Genomic DNA, 18,110 nt, shown 5'->3' on the forward strand with positions numbered 1-18,110 from the left:
GCGTTCATGTGCGCATTATGACGGCGCGGGCTGATGCTGCCCACCCCATGGACGCCGAAGAAATCGCCAGGTGCCGCTATGGGCCGGGCTGGTGCGCGCGCATCCAGGCTTCGATGGCCGCGCGATCGCGGGCCCGCGTCAGCATGGGCAGATGCTTGCGCAGCGCGGTGAGGTCGCATTCGCGGATGATCCGGCGGACCTCGAGCAGCGTGTTGGGATGCAGGCTGAACTCGGTGAGGCCCAGTGCGAGCAGGAGCGGGGCGTAAACGGGGTCGCCGGCCATTTCGCCGCATACGGCGATCGGCTTCTTGCGCAGCCGCGACAGGCGGATCACGTCGCGCAGCAGGCGCAGCACCGCCGGATGGAGTGGCGTGTAGAGATCGGCCAGCGCCTCATTGTTGCGATCGGCGGCGAGCAGGTACTGGACCAGGTCGTTGGTGCCGATCGAGAGGAAGTCGACGCTGCCGATGAAGCCGGGCAGGGCCAGCGCTGCGGCCGGCACTTCGATCATCGCGCCGAGCGGCACGTGGCCCGCGATCTCGTGGCCCTGCGTGCGCAGCTCGCGCGAAATGCGCTTGAGCTGGCTGCGGACTTCATGGATCTCCTCGCGCGAACTCACCATCGGTATCAGGATCCGCAGCGGGCCGTAACCCGATGCACGCAGCAGGGCGCGCAGCTGGGTCTCGAGCAGATTGCCGCGCGCCAGCGAGAGGCGCACGCCGCGCAGGCCGAGCGCGGGGTTGGGTTCGTCGCGCAATGCCAAGCCAGTCCGGTCGGCCTTGTCCGCGCCCAGGTCCAGCGTGCGGATGGTGACGGGGCGGCCACTCATGCCCAGCACGACGTCGCGGTAGGCCCGGAACTGTTCCTCCTCGTCCGGCAGTTCCATGCGCTGCAGGAACAGGAACTCGGTGCGATACAGGCCGATGCCCGTGGCGCCGAGCGCGTGCGCTTCGGCCACGTCCTCGCGCGATTCGGCGTTGGCGTAGAGGTTGATGTCGACGCCGTCGAGGGTGCGCGTCGGTTCGCGACGAAGCCGGTGCAGTTCCTTGCGCTCGCGGATGTATTCGCGTTCGCGCGTGCGATGCGCGCGGAGGTCGGCGGGACCGGGTTCGGCCACGACGAGGCCGCTGCCGCCGTCGACGACCAATGCGTCACCGTCGTTGATCTTCAGCAGCGCGCCGGGCACGCCGACGATCAATGGCAGGTGCAGGCTGCGGGCGAGGATCGCGCTGTGCGAAAGCGCGCTGCCGACGGCGGTCACGATCGCCACCACGCCTTGCGCCTGCAACTGCGCAAGTTCGGCAGGCGCGACGTTGTCGGTGATCAGGATCTCGCCGGCGACGCCCTCGGTACCGTTGTCGCGGCTGTGCAGGGCGGCATGGATGCGGCCGACGACCTGGTCGATATCGTCGATGCGACTGCGCAGGTACGGATCGTCCATGCCGGAAAAGACGGCGGCAATGCGGTCGCGCTGCAGACGCAGGGCATAGTCGGCCGTGTAGCGGCCGGTGCGGATCAGTGTGTCGAGGCCTTGCAGGAGCTCAGGGTCGTCCAGCAGCAATGCATGCAGATCCAGGAATTCGCCGATCTCGTGCGCCAGGGCGCCATGCAGACGCTCGCGCAGGGCATGCATCTCCACGCGCACCATGTCGATCGCGCGCTGCAGGCGTGCGCGCTCGGCGTCGACCTGCGATTCGGGAATATGTTCTTCGGCGACTTCCAGGGCGTGTGGCAAGCGGACACGTGCGCGGCCGAGCGCGCTGCCGCGCGATGCGCCGAGTCCCTTGAATTCCTGCCGCATCCGTTAGCGGTCCTTACGCGTCTTCGTCGAAGCGGCGTTCGAACAGCGCGCACACGGCGTCGGCCGTGGCGGCTTCGTCCTCGCCTTCCACACGCAATTTGACCTGCGTGCCCTGGCCGGCGGCGAGCAGCATCACGCCCATGATGCTCTTGGCATTCACTTCACGGCCCTTGGCGGTGAGCGTGGTCGTGCTGCGGTAAGCCGAGAGCAGCTGCACGAGCTTGGCTGTGGCGCGCGCATGCAGGCCGAGGCGATTGCTGACGGTGAGTTCCCTTTCGATCATCGTCTCAAGTCTCGTTTCAGGCCTCGTCAATGATCACGCCGTTGCGCGCACCGGCGGATGCGACGTTCGGCAGTTCGTCCAGGTCCTGCTCGGCGTAATTCATCACCCGCAGCAGCATCGGCAGGCTCAGGGCCGAAACGCGCCGCACCGGGGTGCCCAGGCGCGCGACCTTGGCCGCGAGGTTGCTTGGTGTGGCGCCATAGAGGTCGGTAAGCACGAGCACACCCTGGCCGCTGTCGACGCGTCGCAACGCGGCGCTGGCGAGCGGGAGTAGGGCGTCAGGGTCGCCGTCGAACGGCACCTCCAGCGCTTCGGTGCGCAAGGGCAGCGTGCGCAGCAGGCGCGTGGCGACGGCCAGCAGGGCCGAGCCGATGCCTTCGTGGGTAATGAGCAGGATGCCGACGGACATGCCTGCAACTTAGCAGAGCCGGGTTACGCTCAGGAAGCGTCCGGGCGGACTAGCTTGCAACAGTGCTGGTTGAAGCCGCTGCTAATCAAGCTCGCGGTGATGGACGGCGACTTCCTGCCATCCCCGCTGCCGTGCGTGCTCGGCCAGCCGTTCGGCCAGGTAGACCGAGCGATGGCGGCCACCCGTGCAGCCGAAGGCGATGGTCACGTAGCTGCGCGTTCCTTCCGACTTGAGCTTGGGCAACCAGGTGTCGAGGAATTCGGTCACCTGCCCGACGAACAGGGCGACGTCCGGCTCGGCATCGAGGTATTGGCGCACATCGGCATCCCGGCCGGATAGCGGACGCAGACTGGGGTCCCAATGCGGATTGGGAAGGGCGCGGGCATCCAGCACGAAGTCGGCGTCGCTGGGCACGCCACGGCGATACGCGAACGACTCGAACAGCAGCGAGACCGTCGTATCGCCGCCAATGGCGAATTCGGTGATGACGTGCCGGCGCAGCTTGTGCACGTTCATGTCGCTGGTGTCGACGATGGCATCGGCGATCTGCCGCAGCGGTCGCAGCACCTGGCGCTCCAGGGAAATCGCATCGAACAGGGGCAGCCCCAGCGTGCTGAGCGGATGCCGACGGCGGGTGTCGGCATAGCGCTTGAGCAGCACTTCGTCGCTCGCATCGAAAAACACCAGCTTCGGGTCGAGCCCGAGCGCGCCGACCGCCGACAACCATTCGGGCAGGTTGGCGAGATCGCGGCGGTTGCGCACGTCGATACCGACCGCGAGCTTCTCCGGTGCATTGTTCTGAGCGGTCACACTCTGCACGAACTGCGGCAGCAGTTCCGCCGGCAGGTTGTCGACGCAGTAGAAATCCAGGTCTTCGAACGTATTGAGCGCCACCGACTTGCCGGAGCCGGACATGCCGCTGACGATGATGAGGGTGGGGGCTGGCGTGGTATTCACGTCGGATCGCGTGGGCGTGAGTTGAAGGTCGCGGTCATTCCGCGCGTTCGAGGAAATGACTGTGCCGCGCCATGAAGGCCGCGGCCGGATCGACGCCCTTGGCTCGTAGGATGTGCGTGCGCGTCGCCGCTTCGGTCAGCACCGCAAGGTTGCGGCCGGGCATGACGGGCAGGGTGATCATCGGCACGTCCAGATCGAGTACGCGACGCGAACTCAGATCGCCGGTCAGTCGCTCCATGCCGCTGGGTTGCGGCTCGAGCGCAGGCTTGGTGAGGTGGACGATCAGGCGCAAGTACTTGTTTTTCTTGACCGAGGTGTCGCCGAACATCTGGCGCACGTTGAGCACGCCCAGGCCGCGCACCTCCAGCAGGTCCTGCAGCAGGTCCGGACAGGTGCCGTCGAGCACGTCCGGGGCGATCTGGGTGAATTCCGGCGCATCGTCGGCGACCAGGCGATGGCCACGGGTAACCAGCTCGAGCGCGAGTTCGCTCTTGCCGGCGCCAGACTCGCCGGTGATCAGCACGCCGATCGAATAGATCTCCATGAAGACACCATGCAGCGTCACACGCGGCGCAAGCTTGCGCGCGAGGTGGTACTGGATGTGATTGAACAGCTCGTGCCCACGCCGAGGTGAAACCCACAGGGGTGTATCGCTTTCTTCCGCGAGCCGGCGCAGATCTTCGGGGCAGGACTGGTTCTTGCTGATGACCAGTGCTAGTGGCTTGAAGTCGATGATCTTGACGATGGTGTCCCAGCGCTGGCGCGAATCGAGCGCGTCCAGCCAGGCCAGCTCCTCGCTGCCGAGGATCTGCACCTTGTTGGGATAGATGATGTTGAGATAGCCCGCCAGCGACGGACGGCGCGCGACGGTGTCACCGGCTTCGAGCACACGCTGGCCGCCGATATGTTGGCCAGCCAGCCAGCGCAGCCCCAGCTTGTCGTGTTGCTGTTCGAACAGCTGTGCCGCGCTGATGCTCAGGTTCATGCCACCGTCCCGATGGGGTCCTGGCGCCCATGGTAACTGGGCAATTGAGTGGCGCCCAAACGGCGGCGGGGACGGATCCCTGCGAATCCGTCCCCGCGCAGCTTTTGATTCAATGGGCAGCCCTAAGGCGGCGCTGTGGCTCAGGCGTAATCGCCGTTGCGGGCCAGGCTTTCGCCGCGATGGTGGTCGACGATCTTTTCCTTGTGTTTCATCAGCAGGCGATCGAGCTTGTCGGCCAACAGGTCGATCGCAGCGTACATGTCGATCGCGGCGGCATCGGCGTGGAGCACGCGACCGGAAAACGTAACCGTGGCCTCGGCCTTGTGATCGGGTTTGTCCAGGCTTAGCTGGGTGCGGACATCGAAGGGTTGATCGAAGTGGCGCTTCAATCGCGCCAGCTTGCTTTCAACGTAGTCCCGCAACGCAGTGGTGACCTCGATCTGCTGGCCATAGGTTTCGATACGCATCGTTGACCTCCTTACATCGCTGGCTACGGGATGGATCCATTCAACGCCTCTTTGGCGGGAATGGCAATGCAACGTAAGGGTGGGGAAAAACGGACGAAAGAAACCGTTATTCCGGTAGCAGATCGGGATGAATGCAACCGGTTCAAGCGAGCCTGGAGGTGCCCAGGAAGGGACTCAGATCCGCACACGATCCTGGGACGACGGGATGCTCATGGCTTCGCGGTACTTGGCGACCGTTCGTCGGGCGACGGGAACGCCAGTGGCCTTGAGCGTCTCAGCCAGGCGTGCGTCCGAAAGCGGCTTGCGCGGGTTCTCGGCCTCGATCAGCTGGCGGATCATGGCCTGGATCGCGGTGCTGGACGCCTCGCCGCCCGCGCCCGTCTCGATGCCGGAGGCGAAGAAGGAGCGCAGCGGGACGGTGCCACGCGGGGTCCGCGCGTATTTGCGGGCGACCGCACGCGAGACCGTGGATTCGTGGAGGCCGATTTCGGCGGCGACTTCGCGCAGGGTCAGCGGGCGTAGCGCACTGTCGCCGAACTCGAGGAATGCCGCCTGCTCATGCAGCAGGCAGCGCATGACCTTGAGCAGCGTCTCGCCGCGCGCTTCCAGGCTCTTGAGCAACCAGCGCGCTTCCTGCAGATGGCCGCGCAGGTAATGCGCGTCGGAGGCGTTGGCATGGCGGATCATGCCTTCGTAGCCGCGATGGATGCTGACGCGCGGACGCATGCTGTCGGACAGTGCGACGCGCCACAGCCCGTGCTGTCGCCAGATCACGACGTCCGGTGCAACGTAGGTGTCGCTGCTGATCGCGCCGATCTGCAAGCCGGGCTTGGGGTCGAGCGAGCGCAACAGGTGCACGGCAGTCTCGACTTCATTCACATCGAGCTTGAGCTCGGCGGCGATACCGGTCGCACCGACTTTTGGCAGACGCTCCAGGGGACCGTTCGCCAAGGTATGAGCCAATGCCTTGCCCGGCGTGTCGCCGGGCAGCGTGGAAAGCTGCAGGCGCAGGCATTCGCCCAGACTGCGTGCGCCGACGCCAACTGGATCGAAGCGTTGCACCTGATGCAATGCAGTGAGGATTTCCTCCGGCTGCGCATGGAAGTCGGAGCCGAGCGTCTCGGCGATGTTTTCCAGCGACTCGCGCAGATAGCCGTCGTCTTCGATCGCTTCGATCAGTGTGACAGCGATGAGGCGGTCGCGCGGAGAGAGTGGGCTGAGATGCAACTGCCAGAGCAGGTGGTCCTGCAGCGACTCGCCTTCGGCAACCTGTTCGGCGGCGGGAGTCTCGTCATCGGCATCGGCAGGCCCGGTGCGTTCGTACCACGCTTCGCCATCACCCGGTCCCCAGTCGGCTTCACCGGGGGCGAGGGTTTCGGTTTCGTAAGCGCCTTCGGATTTGCTGCCGTCGCTTGCGCCATCGGCTGGCGCGGCGTCGCCATTGGTCGTGAGGCTGGTTTCGGTCCAGTCGAGCAGTGGATTGCTTTCGACGGCCTGTGCGATTTCGATCTCCAGCTCGGCGGCGGACAACTGCAACAGGCGAATGGCCTGCCGCAGTTGCGGCGTCATCACCAGCTGCTGTCCTAGCGTGGCCTGGAGGCGGGGCTTCATAAAAAATTTGAACGGATTGTGGCGGTACCGACGGCCTGTCCGTCAGGAAGCCACGCCATGATGCACCGCGCCGAGGGGTGCGTCGATGCTGCCTGTTCAGCCCCGAAGCAACGGAACTACGGTTCCGGAACCACGATCACAAGCGGAAGGTGTCGCCCAGATAGACGCGACGCACGTCCGGGTTGGACAGAAGTGCGTCGGGCGAGCCCTGCGCCAGCACTTTGCCTTCCGCGAGAATGTACGCACGGTCGCAGATGCCCAGGGTTTCACGGACGTTGTGATCGGTGATCAGCACGCCGATGCCACGGTTCTTGAGATGGCGAACGATGCGCTGGATCTCGCCGACCGAAATCGGGTCGACGCCGGCGAACGGTTCGTCGAGCAGCATCAGGCGTGGCTTCGCGGCGAGCGCGCGCGCGATCTCGACACGGCGGCGTTCGCCGCCGGAGAGGCTCGCGCCGATCTGGTCGGCGACGTGCGTGATCTGCAGCTCGTCCATCAGGCTGGCGAGCTCCTTTTCGATGCCTGCCTTGTCCAGGTCATCGCGCAGTTCCAGCACCAGGCGGATATTGTCGGCGACGCTGAGCTTGCGGAACACCGAAGGTTCCTGCGGCAGGTAGCCGACGCCGTGCTTGGCGCGTGCGTACATCGGCTGTCCGGTGATGTCCTTGCCGTCCAGGATGATCTGGCCGGCATCGGCCGGGACCAGGCCGACGATCATGTAGAAGCAGGTGGTCTTGCCGGCGCCGTTGGGGCCGAGCAGGCCGACGACTTCACCAGCGTCCAGCGTGAGGGCGAAATCGCGGACGATTTCCCGGGAACGATAGGCCTTGCGCAGGCCCTTTGCGGCCAGCATCAGTTCGTTCCCTTCTTCGCAGGGGCAGCAGGCTTGGCCGTCGGCGTCGGCGTCGGCGCCGGCGCGGCAGGCTGCTGGCGCGGCTGGATAGTCATCTTCACGCGACCGCTGCTGTCGGAGCTGCTGTTCACCATGCCCGTCTTCATGTTGTAGACCACGCGCGGACCCGACAGGCTGCCACGCGGCTGCTGGATGTTGACCTTGTCGTTGAAGATCACGACTTCCGTGCTGAGGTCGTAGTCGACCTTGCCCGCGGTGGCATTCATCGGTGTGCCGTCGTCGAGCAGCTGTTTGAGTTTCACTGGGTTGCCGGTGAACACGGCACGGACCGGTTCGCCGCCGCGGGTCGTGACGGTCGCCGAAGCGGCTTCGATCTGTAGCGAGCCCTGGACGATGGTGACGCCATTCGAAAACACGGTCGGATGACGGTCATCGAGCGCACCGGTGGTGTTGCCGGCCTCGATCGTCATGATCTGGCCCCGGTCCGCGGACTTGGCCCACAGCACGGGCGATGCCACCGCGAGCCCGACGACCAGGGCTGCAGCCGCGAGGGCAACGTTGGATTGCTTAGCGTGCGGTGCGGGCATATTGATAGCGGACCTCGGACTTGAACGAGTACTGCTTGCTGGCCAGATCCAGTTCCAGGCCGCGGCCGCTCAGTATAGAACCGGGGCGGTTGATCACCACTTGACCCGGCGAGCTGGCGCGCCGGGCATCCGGGTAAACATTCAGTTCGCGCGTGCTCAGCGTAGTAGCTGGACCGGAGAGGCCGGAACTGACGCCTTTCACGGTGCCGCGCAGACGCAGCTCATCGCCGTCGGCGCTGACCCAGCCATTCTTCGAACGTACTTCCCAGGCATCGCTACCGGTGCTTTCGCCCGGCGGGATCAGGAACAGCGGCGTGGCGATGTCGAGGGTGCGAGTGCTGGGATCGCGCGCGAGACGCGGGGCGCGCAGCGTGAAGGACTCCTTGCCCTGCTCGTTCAGTGCCGTGAGCTCGAAATCCATCAGCACGTAGTCCGAGCGCGCCGCGGCGCCGGTGGGAAGGACGTCCTTGCTGCGCTGGTTCCAGACCGACCAGCCGCTGGCGATCGCGCCGGCGAGCAGCAACAAAGTGATGATCGCGCGCCAATTCACGCCGTGCCCTCGATGCGTTCGCCTTCCACGCGCGTGACTTCGGCGAGCAACGCTTCGGCATGGCCTTGCGCCGCCAGCACCAGGTCGCAGAACTCGCGTGCGGCGCCGTCACCTGCGCGCGCGCTGGTGCGCCAATGCACGCGTTCGCGGACCCAGGCATGGGCATTCGTGGGCGCGACCGCGAAGCCGACCTGCGACATCACGCGCAGGTCTGGCAGGTCGTCGCCCATGAAGGAGACTTCATCCATGCCGACGCCCAGTCGCGCGGCGATCTGCTGCACGCAGGCGAGCTTGTCCTTCACGCCGGTATGCGCTTCCAGACCGAGTTCAGCCGCGCGCTGCTCAGCGATGGCGCTGGCGCGTGCGGTGACGAAGGCCACCGCAATGCCGGCCTTGCGCAGCAGCACCAGCCCCTGGCCATCGTGCACGTGGAACGCCTTCAGCTCGACGCCTTCGCTATCGAAGAACAGCCGGCCATCGGTCAGCGTGCCATCGACGTCGAAGCACGCCAGACGCACGCGTGCGGCGCGTTGGCGGATGTCGGCGGGATAGTCGTTGAGATGGCTGTACGGCATGGAGGCAGTGGTCGCTTCGCAGTAGTTCAGTGGCGGGTCGGATCGGTCGAGTTCCGACCGACTATCGACGGAGGGTTCCGTTAGACCACCCGGGCCCGCAACAGGTCATGAATGTTCAAAGCGCCGACCACGCGGCGATCGGCATCGATCACCAGCAGGCCGCCGATCTTGTGCGCTTCCATCAGCTGCGCGGCTTCCACGGCGAGTGCGTTGGAGCCGATGGTCTTGGGTGAGCGCGTCATCACGTCGGCGATGCGTGTGCTGCGCACGTCGACGTTCTTGTCGTCGAGTGCGCGGCGCAGGTCGCCGTCGGTGAACAGACCCAGCAAGCGGCCCTCGGCATCGACGATCGCGGTCATGCCTAGGCGCTTGCGGCTCATCTCGACCAGCGCTTCGCTGAGCGTGGCGTCCGCTTCGACGCGCGGCACGTCGTCGCCGGCATGCATCACGTCGGCGATGTGCAGCAGCAGCCGGCGACCCAGCGCGCCGGCCGGATGCGAGCGAGCGAAGTCGTCGGCGGTGAAGCCGCGTGCGTCGAGCAGCGCCACGGCCAACGCATCGCCCATCGCCAGTGAGGCGGTGGTGCTGGAGGTCGGGGCGAGGGCGAGCGGGCAGGCCTCTGCGGGGACGCTGACGTCCAGATGCACGTCGGATTCGCGCGCCATCGAGGAATTTGGCCGGCCGGTCATCGCGATCAGCTTGTTGCCCTGGCGACGCAGCACCGGGAGCAGCAGCAGGATCTCGTCGCTCTCGCCCGAGTAGGACAGGGCCAGCACGACATCGGCGTCGGTGATCATGCCCAGATCGCCGTGCGCGGCTTCGCCTGGGTGCACGTAGAAGGCCGGCGTGCCGGTCGAGGCAAGCGTCGCTGCGATCTTGCGGGCGATATGGCCGGATTTGCCCATGCCGGTGCAGACCACGCGGCCGCGGGTCTGGAGCATCAGGCGACAGGCTGCGGTGAATTCGCCGTCCAGGCGGGCGGCGACGGCGGCCAGGGCCTCGGCTTCAACGGCGAAGACGCGACGGCCGCTTTCGGCCAGGCCGATGGCGGAGTCGGGGAGGGAATGAGAGGGCGAAGTCGCCATTTCGGACATTGCCATTTAAGGCCGGGGGGCTTTCCGTTAGGCTAATCCGTTCATTTTATGCGCAAAGTGCCGTGCGATGCCCGTACGGTGCCGCCGCACCGCCCAAACATTGGATTTGAGCAGACCGACTTGAACGCCGAAACCATCCGTCAATTGATCGAACAGGGCCTGCCGGGCGCCCGCGCCGATGTGCGCGGCGACGACGGGGTCCATTTTGAGGCCACCGTCGTGGCCGAAGCCTTCCGCGGCAAGCTGCCGCTGGCCCGCCACCGCATGGTCTACGCCACGCTCGGAGAGCGCATGGGCGGCGAGATCCATGCCCTGGCACTGAAGACCGTCACGCCGGACGAGGCTGCCTGATGGACAAGATCGTGGTGGAAGGTGGCCAGCCGTTGAACGGCGAGGTCCAGATCTCCGGTGCCAAGAACGCAGTCCTGCCGATCCTGTGCGCCACCTTGCTGGCGGACGAACCGGTCGAGATCAGCAACGTCCCGCATTTGCACGACGTGGTGACCACCGCCAAGCTGCTGGCCGGGCTCGGCGCGGGCATTACCGTCGACCAGGGCACCATTGGCAAGGGCAGCGAGAGCGGCGTCATCGTCGACCCGCGCAGCGTCAACAGCCATGTCGCACCCTACGAGCTGGTCAAGACCATGCGCGCGTCGGTGCTGGTGCTGGGCCCGTTGCTGGCCAAATACGGCGATGCGGAAGTGTCGCTGCCGGGCGGCTGCGCGATCGGCTCGCGTCCGGTCGACCTGCACATCAAGGGACTGCAGGCGCTGGGCGCCAACATCAGCGTCGATCACGGTTTCATCAAGGCCAGCGCCAAGCGGCTCAAGGGCGCTCGCCACGTGTTCGAGATTGTCAGCGTCGGCGCGACCGAGAACGTGATGATGGCGGCCACGCTGGCCGAAGGCACCACCGTGCTCGAGAACGCGGCGATGGAGCCTGAAATCGTCGATCTGGCCGAGTGCCTCAAGACGATGGGCGCGAAGATCGAAGGCGCCGGTACCGGCCGTATCGTCATCGAGGGTGTCGAGCGCCTGCACGGCGGCCGGCATGCCGTGGTCGCCGATCGCATCGAAACCGGTACGTTCCTGGTTGCCGGCGCGATGACCGGTGGTCGCGTGATCGCACGCAAGGCGCGTCCGGACACGCTCGATGCCGTGCTCGACAAGCTCACCGAAGCCGGCGCGGACATCACGGTCGACGGCGACCGCATCACCCTGGACATGCATGGCCGCCGGCCGAAGGCGGTGAACATCACCACTGCGCCGCATCCGGCGTTCCCGACCGACATGCAGGCGCAATTCATGGCGATGAACTGCGTTGCCGATGGCGTCGGCGTGATCAATGAAACGATCTTCGAAAACCGCTTCATGCACGTCAACGAGCTGCTGCGACTGGGCGCCGACATCCGCGTCGACGGCCATACCGCCGTGGTCCGCGGCGTGGGGCAGCTCAGCGGTGCGCCGGTGATGGCGACTGACCTGCGTGCGTCGGCTTCGCTGATCCTCGCCGGCCTGGTGGCCGATGGTGAAACCATCATCGACCGCATCTACCACCTCGATCGCGGCTACGAGAATATCGAGGAAAAGTTGTCGGGCCTGGGGGCACGGATCCGCCGTATCAGCTGAGGCGATGCAACGAAAAAAGCCCCGCTCTGGCGGGGCTTTTTGTTGGACGATCGCTTTGCCGTCTCAGTGCAGCGCCTGCAGTCGCAGATCCATTTCGTCCTGCCCATCCTTGCGGCGGAGGATGCGTGCGGGGACCGGCATCCCGTCGACGAGCCACAGCATTTCCTGCTTGTCGCCATCCACGCGGATGACCTTGGTGGCCTGCCGCGCCTTGCCCGCCACGGTAATCGTTTCCTTGCCGCTGACCTGGTAGTTCAGCTGCTTGGCGCGGCCATCGTCGACCATGCGATAGCGCAGCGGCTTGCCGGCGGCGACGTCGCGCGCGATGGCGAGGTTGATCATCATCGCGTCGAGGTCGCCACTCTGCAGCTTCACCGGGCCGGCGCGCTCGGGCTTCACATCGCCGCTCCAGCGTGCCTCACCGCGCGACCAGTCGTAAATCGCATTCTTCTGCTTGCGCTTGATCAGCACGGCGGAGGTATCGCTGTTGGAAATCGGGCGCCATTGGCCGTTGCTGTCCTCGAACACGGTGGTCTGGTTGAGGTTGGCCATCGAGCCGCCGATGTCGAGGCTGTACTTCCAGCGATTCGCACCGGCCTGCGCGAGCACCATGCGGCCGATGCCTGCGATGCCCATGTAATTGGCTTGATAGTCGGCGGTGAACGGCTTGACCTCGCCCGCGGACACCATCGCGCTGGCCAGCAGCGCGGCAGCGCCGAGCAGCGAGGTGAGGATGTGCTTGGTTTTCGTCATTGTCATTGCGCTCCCTTGTACTCCACCAGGCGCAGGTCGTACTTGTCCGCACCGTTCTCGCGCTGCAGCAGCCGTACCGGCGTGGGTACGCCATCGACCACCCACAGCACCGTTTCTTCGTTGCCGGACTGGATACGAGCGACTCGCATCGCGCTGTAGCTCAGATCACCGACCTTCACTTCTTCCAGTTGCGTGGACACATCGTAGCGATGGTCGCGAACGCGACCGTCGTCAACGAAGCGGTAGTTCAGCGATTTGCCCGGCTGAGCATCGCGGATCACTGCCAGATTGATCAGCAGGCCGCTCTGATCGCCGTCCTGCAGGCCGACCGGGGCCCGGCGCGATTCCTTCACATCGCCGGTCCAGCGTGCCTGATGCGAGCGCCAATCGTAGACGCCTACAGTCTGCTTCTTCGTGAACAAGGTCTTGCGCAGTGTGCTTTGCGCCAGAGGGCGGTAAGTCGTGCCGGCGACATCGAAAACCGTGCTTTGCTGCGCGGCGAGGCCAGCAAGGCCAATCAAGCCCTCGGTCCCGCGAATATTCAGATCGACACGCCAGCGGTGGGCATCGTTCCGGACGACTTGCATCAGGGCTTCGCCCAGCACGCGGCCGTCCTTGTATACCTGGTATTGCGCGACAAATGGTTCGAGCTGGCGCGGGCCGCTGGTTGTACCGGCGGTGGTCGTCGCGGACGAGTCATCGGCCAGGGCAGGGACCGTGAACAACATGAGCAGTGCGAACAGGCCACGATGTAGAAGCGTCATGCGCTGATTTCCCCGGTCAGTCGATTGTTGTCGTCGAGCTGCAAGGGTGCGACCAATGCATGACCATCGAAATGTACCCGGCCATCGCGTAACGCAATGCGACCGGCCGCCAGTTCCCGCAACGTGGCGATGAGCAGCGGGTGTTCGCGCTGCAGGACCCGTGAGGCCAACCGTTCGGCGTCGTCGTCGGCTTCCACCGGGACGCGCGCCTGCGAGATCACGGGGCCGCCATCGAGTTCGGGGGTGACGAAGTGCACGCTGGCCCCATGCACCCGCGCCTGCGCATCGAGCGCCTGCTGGTGCGTGTGCAGGCCCTTGAAGTCGGGCAGCAACGAGGGGTGGATGTTGATCATGCGTCCGATCCGTGCAGCGACGGCGGTGTCGCCGATCAGGCGCATATATCCGGCACAGACGATGAGATCGGGCTGAACTGCTTCGACCAGACTGAACAGGTGTTCATCGAAAACCGCGCGCGACGGGAAGTCGCGCGGCGAGAGCGCCTGTGCGGGCACGTTCGCATTACGTGCATGCATGAGCGCGGGCGCCGCGGGCTTGTCGGAAAACACGCCCGCGACTTGCGCATCGAGGTCGCCGCGAGCGATGGCGTCGAATATGGCCAGCAGATTGCTGCCGCGGCCGGACGCGAGGACGGCAAGACGCATCAGTGCGGTTGGCGCTTAGAAAATGCGCAGGCGTTCGTCGCCCGTGGCCGGAACGACCTGCCCGATCTGCCAGTGCGCCAGGCCCAGACGATCCAGGTCCGCATTGATCGCGGCGACGTCGCCCGGCGCCACCATCAGCACGAAACCGACACCGCAGTTGAAGGTGCGCCACATCTCCTCGCGCGGCACGTTGCCTTCGCGCTGCAGCCAGTCGAACACCGGCGGCAACGGCCAGGACGAGGTGTCGATCTCGAGGCCGAGCGGCTTGGGGACCACGCGGATAATCTTCTCAACCAATGCACCTCCGGTCACGTGGGCCATCGCGTGGATGTCGTGTTTGGCGAGCAGTTCCAGCACCGGCTTCACGTAGATGCGGGTGGGTTCCATCAGTGCGTCGGCCAGCTTCACGCCGCCGACGTCGAGATCCAGAGGATTGCCGGCGCGGGCGAGGATCTTGCGGATCAGCGAATAGCCGTTGGAGTGCGGGCCGCTGGAAGCGATGCCGATCAGCACATCGCCGGGCTGCACGCGGCTGCCGTCGATCAGCTTGGCCTTTTCGACGGCGCCGACAGTGAAGCCGGCCAGGTCGTATTCGCCCGGCGGATACATGTCGGGCATCTCGGCGGTTTCGCCGCCGATCAGCGCGCATCCGGCGATCTCGCAGCCCTTGGCGATGCCGCCGACCACGTCGACCGTGGTGGCCACGTCGAGCTTGCCGGTGGCGAAATAATCGAGGAAGAACAGCGGCTCGGCGCCCTGCACCAGCACGTCATTGACGCACATCGCGACCAGATCCTGGCCGATGGTGTCGTGGCGGTTGAGCTGCTTGGCGAGGATCAGCTTGGTGCCCACGCCGTCGGTGCCGGACACCATCACCGGCTCCTTGTACTTGCCCGACAGGTCGAACAGGCCGCCGAAGCCGCCGATCCCGCCACCCAGCACTTCGGGCCGCAGGGTGCGCTTGATCGCGGGCTTGATGCGTTCGACGACTTCATTACCCGCGTCGATGTCGACGCCGGCGTCACGGTAGGTGAGCGGGGTGGTGTTGGTCACGGGGGGCAGTACAGGACGGAAGAGCGACGATTTTACCAGTCGTGACCGGTGCGAATGGACGTCTCGGGGTCCGTACGGCACCATTTCCGACGGTTCCACCCATCAGGGACAGCAATGGTTCGCGCATTTCGAGGGTTCTGGCTGGCTGCTTTGCTGCTGGCGAGCTTTACCGCCACGGCGCAACGCGTTGAAGGCGACCGTGCCGGCGCCCAAGGGCCCTACGAGGCCGAGGTGACTGTGAACGGGCAGGGCGAGCCCGAGCGCAACACTGGATTCGCCCGCGCCCTGTCGACGGTGCTGGGCCGGCTTTCCGGCAATCGCAGCGTGGCGGGCCAGCCAGGCGTAGGCCAGGAGCTGCGCCGGGCGAAGGATCTGGTGAAGAGTTACGACTATCGCCAGGACGAAGGTGTGGGCCCGACCGGGGCGCCGACCTTCGGCACCACCCTGATCGTCCGCTTCGATCAGCAAGAGATCGACGACCTGATCGAGACCCTCGGCCTGCCCGTTTGGCCGATGCCCCGGCCCAAGCCGGTGCTGTGGCTGGGCATCGATGATGGCAAGGGGCCGCGCCTGGTCGGCCTGCCGCAGGCCAATGCCGCGCGCACCGCGCTGAACCGGGCCAAGGAGCGCGGCTACGCGCTCGGGCTGCCGACCGGCAATGCCGCGGAACAGGCCACCATCGGCGCGATCTGGCGCGGAGACAGTGCCGCGGTGGCGCGGGCCTCGCTGCGCTATGCGCCGCCCATGCAGCTGATCGGCAAGGTCTATCGCAGTGCCGAGGGCTGGAAGGGCGACTGGACCTTCGTCGACAACGGCAAGGTGCTGGCGAACTGGAGCATCACCGATACCGATGCGCGGCGCGTGATCGCCTCCGGCGCGGACGGCGCGGCGGACGCATTGACCAAGCGCTACGCCAAGCGCGGAACGGCTGGTCCGCCGGGCAGTTATGCGGTGACCTTCACCGGTATCCACAGCAGCGATGACTACATGCGCCTGGCGGGTTATCTCGACAAGCTCGCGATCGTGCGCAAGATCACGCCGCAGCATGCGACGCCGGATAGCGTCACGTTCGCGCTCGATCTCGCTTCCGGACTCAGCGGCTTCAACCGCATGGCCGATCGCGACGGCGTAATCGTGCCGGCCGACGGCGAGACGGCCGTGTACCGGCTGCGTTGACGGGACCTTAGCGATGGAGTCCCAAGGCTCGTTGTACGAGATCGCCCGCTTCCTGCGCCGGCTGCAATGGACCGCGCTCGGCCTGGGCGCCCTGTGGCTGCTGTGGTTGCTGGCGCCGGTGCTGACGCCCTTCGTGGTTGCGGCGATGCTGGGGTGGCTGGGCGATCCGCTGGTCGATGGCCTCCAGCGTCGGGGGCGTTCGCGCAATACGGCGGTGACCCTGGTGTTCACCGCGATGGCATTGGTGGTGATCCTGGTGATGGTGATCCTGGTGCCGCTGATCGAGCGGCAGATCGCCACGCTCATCGCCTCCATGCCGCATTACCGCGATTGGCTGGTGCAGATCGCGATCCCGTGGCTGGAAGCGCACACCCGGATCGAGATCTCCGACTGGCTCGACTTCAATCACCTGATCGAACTGGTGCGCAGCAACTGGGAACGCGCGGGCGGTATCGCCACGACCCTGCTGGGTTACCTCTCGCGTTCCGGCTTCGCCATCCTTGCGCTGGTGGCCAACGTCGCGTTGCTGCCGGTGCTGACGTTCTTCTTCCTGCGCGACTGGGACCTGCTGGTGGCGCGCGTGGCATCACTGATCCCGCGCGATCACCTCGAAACGGCTTCGCGTCTGGCGCGCGAGTCCAGCGACGTGCTGGGCGCGTTCCTGCGCGGGCAGTTCCTGGTGATGATCATCCTGGGCGTGATGTATGGCGTCGGTCTGTGGGGCGTGGGGCTCGACCTGGGCATCCTGATCGGCCTCATCGCCGGCCTGCTGACCTTCGTGCCGTACCTGGGCCCCGCGAGCGGCATCATCCTGGGCTGTGTCGCGGCGCTGGTGCAGTTCGGCGATTGGGAACACATCGCGGGTGTGCTCGCCGTATTCGGCGTCGGCCAGGTCATCGAAAGCTATTGGCTGACGCCCAAGCTGGTGGGCGACCGCATCGGGCTGCATCCGGCGGCCGTGATCTTCGCGGTGCTGGCGGGCGGGCAGCTGTTCGGCTTCCTCGGCATGCTGCTGGCGCTACCGGTGGCGGCCGTGGCGAACGTGCTGCTGCGCTACGCCGAACAGCGCTACACGCATAGCCGGCTGTATGCAGGCGAACAGGCACCCGCGATCGCCGCCGCGGCGAAGGCGGCCGCCGCCGCTGAAGAAGTGGAGCACACGCCCGAGTGAGCCGTACCGTGCAAGGGGTGCCGCAACTGCCGCTGACATTGCGCTACCCGCCCGATCAGCGCCTGGAAACGTTCGTAGGCGCGCCGGATGGCGCGATCGGGTTGCTACGTGCGGCGGCAGCCGAAGCCGCCACGTCGGCGGCACGCGATGCGTTGTATCTGGCCGGTCCGTCCGGCGTCGGCAAGACGCACCTGTTGTTGGCGACCTGCGCCGCTACCGAAAGCGCCGGCCGCCGTGCCGCGTACTTGCCGATGGTTGCCGCGGCAGGGCGCGTGCGCGACGCGCTGCAGGCGCTGGAGGGCAATGATCTGATCGCGCTGGACGGCCTGGACGTAATCGCCGGCCAGCGCGACGACGAAATCGCCCTGTTCGATGCGCACAACCGGGCGCGCGCCGCCGGTGTGGCACTCGTGTATGCGGCGCGGGACATTCCCGATTCGATCGGGCTGGTGTTGCCCGACCTGCGTTCGCGCCTCGGGCAATGCACACGCATCACGCTCGCGCCGCTGGAAGAGGAAGGTCGGCGCGAAGTGCTGCAGCAACGCGCGCAGCGCCGCGGGCTGATTCTCGAGGACGCGGCATTGGACTGGCTGCTCAAGCGCGTGGGGCGTGATCTCGGCGGCCTGACGGCGTTGCTCGACAAGCTCGATCGTGCCTCGTTGGCGGCGCAGCGCCGTCTTACGGTGCCGTTCCTGCGGCAGACGCTCGACCTGTAACGACCGAGCGCC

General features: G+C 66.1%; 21 protein-coding genes. 5 read left to right on the forward strand and 16 right to left on the reverse strand.

Annotation, left to right across the window (positions count from 1 at the left end; translation table 11 throughout):
- Window positions 1-76: 76 nt before the first annotated feature.
- The 12 genes from ptsP to ACYVGK_RS06055 all read right to left on the reverse strand — a co-directional run bounded on the left by ptsP (window position 77) and on the right by ACYVGK_RS06055 (window position 10,166).
- Window positions 77-1,801 (reverse strand): phosphoenolpyruvate--protein phosphotransferase, encoded by a 1,725-nt coding sequence (gene ptsP / locus ACYVGK_RS06000; RefSeq protein ID WP_460732331.1) that lies wholly within the window; start codon window positions 1,799-1,801, stop codon window positions 77-79.
- A gap of 13 nt (window positions 1,802-1,814) precedes the next feature.
- Window positions 1,815-2,084, reverse strand: a complete 270-nt coding sequence (locus ACYVGK_RS06005) for an HPr family phosphocarrier protein (RefSeq protein ID WP_460732332.1) — start codon at window positions 2,082-2,084, stop codon at window positions 1,815-1,817.
- A gap of 16 nt (window positions 2,085-2,100) precedes the next feature.
- Window positions 2,101-2,493 (reverse strand): PTS sugar transporter subunit IIA, encoded by a 393-nt coding sequence (locus ACYVGK_RS06010; RefSeq protein ID WP_460732333.1) that lies wholly within the window; start codon window positions 2,491-2,493, stop codon window positions 2,101-2,103.
- An 81-nt stretch (window positions 2,494-2,574) separates the two neighbouring features.
- Window positions 2,575-3,450 carry an RNase adapter RapZ gene (gene rapZ, locus ACYVGK_RS06015; RefSeq protein ID WP_460732334.1) on the reverse strand — a complete coding sequence of 292 codons (876 nt, stop codon included), beginning with the start codon at window positions 3,448-3,450 and terminating at the stop codon, window positions 2,575-2,577.
- Between the two features lie 34 nt (window positions 3,451-3,484).
- The gene (gene hprK / locus ACYVGK_RS06020; protein ID WP_460732335.1) at window positions 3,485-4,435 is read right to left on the reverse strand and encodes an HPr(Ser) kinase/phosphatase; all 951 of its coding nucleotides are present in this window, start codon (window positions 4,433-4,435) and stop codon (window positions 3,485-3,487) included.
- Window positions 4,436-4,575: 140 nt separating this feature from the next.
- Window positions 4,576-4,902 carry a ribosome hibernation-promoting factor, HPF/YfiA family gene (gene hpf, locus ACYVGK_RS06025; protein ID WP_460732336.1) on the reverse strand — a complete coding sequence of 109 codons (327 nt, stop codon included), beginning with the start codon at window positions 4,900-4,902 and terminating at the stop codon, window positions 4,576-4,578.
- A gap of 174 nt (window positions 4,903-5,076) precedes the next feature.
- Window positions 5,077-6,513: an RNA polymerase factor sigma-54 gene (locus tag ACYVGK_RS06030; RefSeq protein WP_460732337.1), complete on the reverse strand. Its 1,437-nt coding sequence runs from the start codon at window positions 6,511-6,513 to the stop codon at window positions 5,077-5,079.
- 136 nt (window positions 6,514-6,649) lie between these two features.
- Window positions 6,650-7,369 (reverse strand): LPS export ABC transporter ATP-binding protein, encoded by a 720-nt coding sequence (gene lptB / locus ACYVGK_RS06035; RefSeq protein WP_460732338.1) that lies wholly within the window; start codon window positions 7,367-7,369, stop codon window positions 6,650-6,652.
- Complete coding sequence (gene lptA / locus ACYVGK_RS06040; protein ID WP_460732339.1) at window positions 7,369-7,956, reverse strand: lipopolysaccharide transport periplasmic protein LptA; 588 nt, start codon at window positions 7,954-7,956, stop codon at window positions 7,369-7,371. Before lptA ends, lptB begins: the two co-directional genes overlap by 1 nt.
- Entirely contained in the window at window positions 7,937-8,506 is a 570-nt protein-coding gene (gene lptC, locus ACYVGK_RS06045) for an LPS export ABC transporter periplasmic protein LptC (RefSeq protein WP_460732340.1), read from the reverse strand. The genes lptA and lptC overlap by 20 nt, the downstream gene beginning before the upstream one ends.
- Window positions 8,503-9,081, reverse strand: a complete 579-nt coding sequence (locus ACYVGK_RS06050; RefSeq protein ID WP_460732341.1) for a KdsC family phosphatase — start codon at window positions 9,079-9,081, stop codon at window positions 8,503-8,505. Before ACYVGK_RS06050 ends, lptC begins: the two co-directional genes overlap by 4 nt.
- Before the next feature lie 80 nt (window positions 9,082-9,161).
- Window positions 9,162-10,166: a KpsF/GutQ family sugar-phosphate isomerase gene (locus ACYVGK_RS06055; RefSeq protein ID WP_460732342.1), complete on the reverse strand. Its 1,005-nt coding sequence runs from the start codon at window positions 10,164-10,166 to the stop codon at window positions 9,162-9,164.
- 129 nt (window positions 10,167-10,295) lie between these two features.
- Here ACYVGK_RS06055 and ACYVGK_RS06060 point away from each other — a divergent pair, with 129 nt between their 5' ends.
- Both ACYVGK_RS06060 and murA read left to right on the forward strand, forming a co-directional pair.
- A complete protein-coding gene (locus ACYVGK_RS06060) occupies window positions 10,296-10,526 on the forward strand; it encodes a BolA family protein (protein WP_460732343.1) in 231 nt (76 codons plus the stop codon).
- Complete coding sequence (gene murA, locus ACYVGK_RS06065) at window positions 10,526-11,803, forward strand: UDP-N-acetylglucosamine 1-carboxyvinyltransferase (protein ID WP_460732344.1); 1,278 nt, start codon at window positions 10,526-10,528, stop codon at window positions 11,801-11,803. The genes ACYVGK_RS06060 and murA overlap by 1 nt, the downstream gene beginning before the upstream one ends.
- 63 nt (window positions 11,804-11,866) lie before the next feature.
- Here murA and ACYVGK_RS06070 read toward each other — a convergent pair whose 3' ends face one another.
- From ACYVGK_RS06070 to purM, 4 genes are read right to left on the reverse strand one after another with little or no spacing between them, the layout of a single operon-like run.
- The gene (locus ACYVGK_RS06070) at window positions 11,867-12,556 is read right to left on the reverse strand and encodes a DUF3108 domain-containing protein (RefSeq protein WP_460732345.1); all 690 of its coding nucleotides are present in this window, start codon (window positions 12,554-12,556) and stop codon (window positions 11,867-11,869) included.
- 2 nt (window positions 12,557-12,558) lie between these two features.
- Entirely contained in the window at window positions 12,559-13,320 is a 762-nt protein-coding gene (locus ACYVGK_RS06075; RefSeq protein WP_460732346.1) for a DUF3108 domain-containing protein, read from the reverse strand.
- Window positions 13,317-13,982: a phosphoribosylglycinamide formyltransferase gene (gene purN / locus ACYVGK_RS06080; RefSeq protein ID WP_460732347.1), complete on the reverse strand. Its 666-nt coding sequence runs from the start codon at window positions 13,980-13,982 to the stop codon at window positions 13,317-13,319. The genes ACYVGK_RS06075 and purN overlap by 4 nt, the downstream gene beginning before the upstream one ends.
- A 15-nt stretch (window positions 13,983-13,997) precedes the next feature.
- The gene (purM, locus tag ACYVGK_RS06085; RefSeq protein WP_460732348.1) at window positions 13,998-15,035 is read right to left on the reverse strand and encodes a phosphoribosylformylglycinamidine cyclo-ligase; all 1,038 of its coding nucleotides are present in this window, start codon (window positions 15,033-15,035) and stop codon (window positions 13,998-14,000) included.
- 114 nt (window positions 15,036-15,149) lie between these two features.
- Between purM and ACYVGK_RS06090 the strand changes: the two genes are divergently transcribed.
- Genes ACYVGK_RS06090 through hda form a run of 3 tightly spaced genes read left to right on the forward strand, consistent with a single transcriptional unit; the run spans window position 15,150 to window position 18,098 of the window.
- On the forward strand, window positions 15,150-16,211 hold the full coding sequence (locus ACYVGK_RS06090; protein WP_460732349.1) for a DUF2066 domain-containing protein: 1,062 nt from the start codon (window positions 15,150-15,152) through the stop codon (window positions 16,209-16,211).
- A 13-nt stretch (window positions 16,212-16,224) separates the two neighbouring features.
- On the forward strand, window positions 16,225-17,382 hold the full coding sequence (locus ACYVGK_RS06095; protein ID WP_460732350.1) for an AI-2E family transporter: 1,158 nt from the start codon (window positions 16,225-16,227) through the stop codon (window positions 17,380-17,382).
- Entirely contained in the window at window positions 17,379-18,098 is a 720-nt protein-coding gene (gene hda / locus ACYVGK_RS06100; RefSeq protein ID WP_460732351.1) for a DnaA regulatory inactivator Hda, read from the forward strand. The genes ACYVGK_RS06095 and hda overlap by 4 nt, the downstream gene beginning before the upstream one ends.
- Window positions 18,099-18,110: the final 12 nt, after the last annotated feature.

This window comes from Lysobacter tyrosinilyticus (genome assembly GCF_054779815.1).

Bases quoted from the DNA above. Each gene is read 5' to 3' on its own strand.
- ACYVGK_RS06095 (WP_460732350.1), top strand. From the start codon at position 16,225: ATGGAGTCCCAAGGCTCGTTGTACGAGATCGCCCGCTTCCTGCGCCGG.
- ACYVGK_RS06030 (WP_460732337.1), bottom strand. From the start codon at position 6,513: ATGAAGCCCCGCCTCCAGGCCACGCTAGGACAGCAGCTGGTGATGACG.
- ACYVGK_RS06050 (WP_460732341.1), bottom strand. From the start codon at position 9,081: ATGCCGTACAGCCATCTCAACGACTATCCCGCCGACATCCGCCAACGC.
- hpf (WP_460732336.1), bottom strand. From the start codon at position 4,902: ATGCGTATCGAAACCTATGGCCAGCAGATCGAGGTCACCACTGCGTTG.
- ACYVGK_RS06055 (WP_460732342.1), bottom strand. From the start codon at position 10,166: ATGGCGACTTCGCCCTCTCATTCCCTCCCCGACTCCGCCATCGGCCTG.
- ACYVGK_RS06090 (WP_460732349.1), top strand. From the start codon at position 15,150: ATGGTTCGCGCATTTCGAGGGTTCTGGCTGGCTGCTTTGCTGCTGGCG.
- lptA (WP_460732339.1), bottom strand. From the start codon at position 7,956: ATGCCCGCACCGCACGCTAAGCAATCCAACGTTGCCCTCGCGGCTGCA.
- ACYVGK_RS06010 (WP_460732333.1), bottom strand. From the start codon at position 2,493: ATGTCCGTCGGCATCCTGCTCATTACCCACGAAGGCATCGGCTCGGCC.
- hprK (WP_460732335.1), bottom strand. From the start codon at position 4,435: ATGAACCTGAGCATCAGCGCGGCACAGCTGTTCGAACAGCAACACGAC.
- lptB (WP_460732338.1), bottom strand. From the start codon at position 7,369: ATGCTGGCCGCAAAGGGCCTGCGCAAGGCCTATCGTTCCCGGGAAATC.
- ACYVGK_RS06070 (WP_460732345.1), bottom strand. From the start codon at position 12,556: ATGACGAAAACCAAGCACATCCTCACCTCGCTGCTCGGCGCTGCCGCG.
- purN (WP_460732347.1), bottom strand. From the start codon at position 13,982: ATGCGTCTTGCCGTCCTCGCGTCCGGCCGCGGCAGCAATCTGCTGGCC.
- murA (WP_460732344.1), top strand. From the start codon at position 10,526: ATGGACAAGATCGTGGTGGAAGGTGGCCAGCCGTTGAACGGCGAGGTC.
- ACYVGK_RS06005 (WP_460732332.1), bottom strand. From the start codon at position 2,084: ATGATCGAAAGGGAACTCACCGTCAGCAATCGCCTCGGCCTGCATGCG.
- ptsP (WP_460732331.1), bottom strand. From the start codon at position 1,801: ATGCGGCAGGAATTCAAGGGACTCGGCGCATCGCGCGGCAGCGCGCTC.
- ACYVGK_RS06075 (WP_460732346.1), bottom strand. From the start codon at position 13,320: ATGACGCTTCTACATCGTGGCCTGTTCGCACTGCTCATGTTGTTCACG.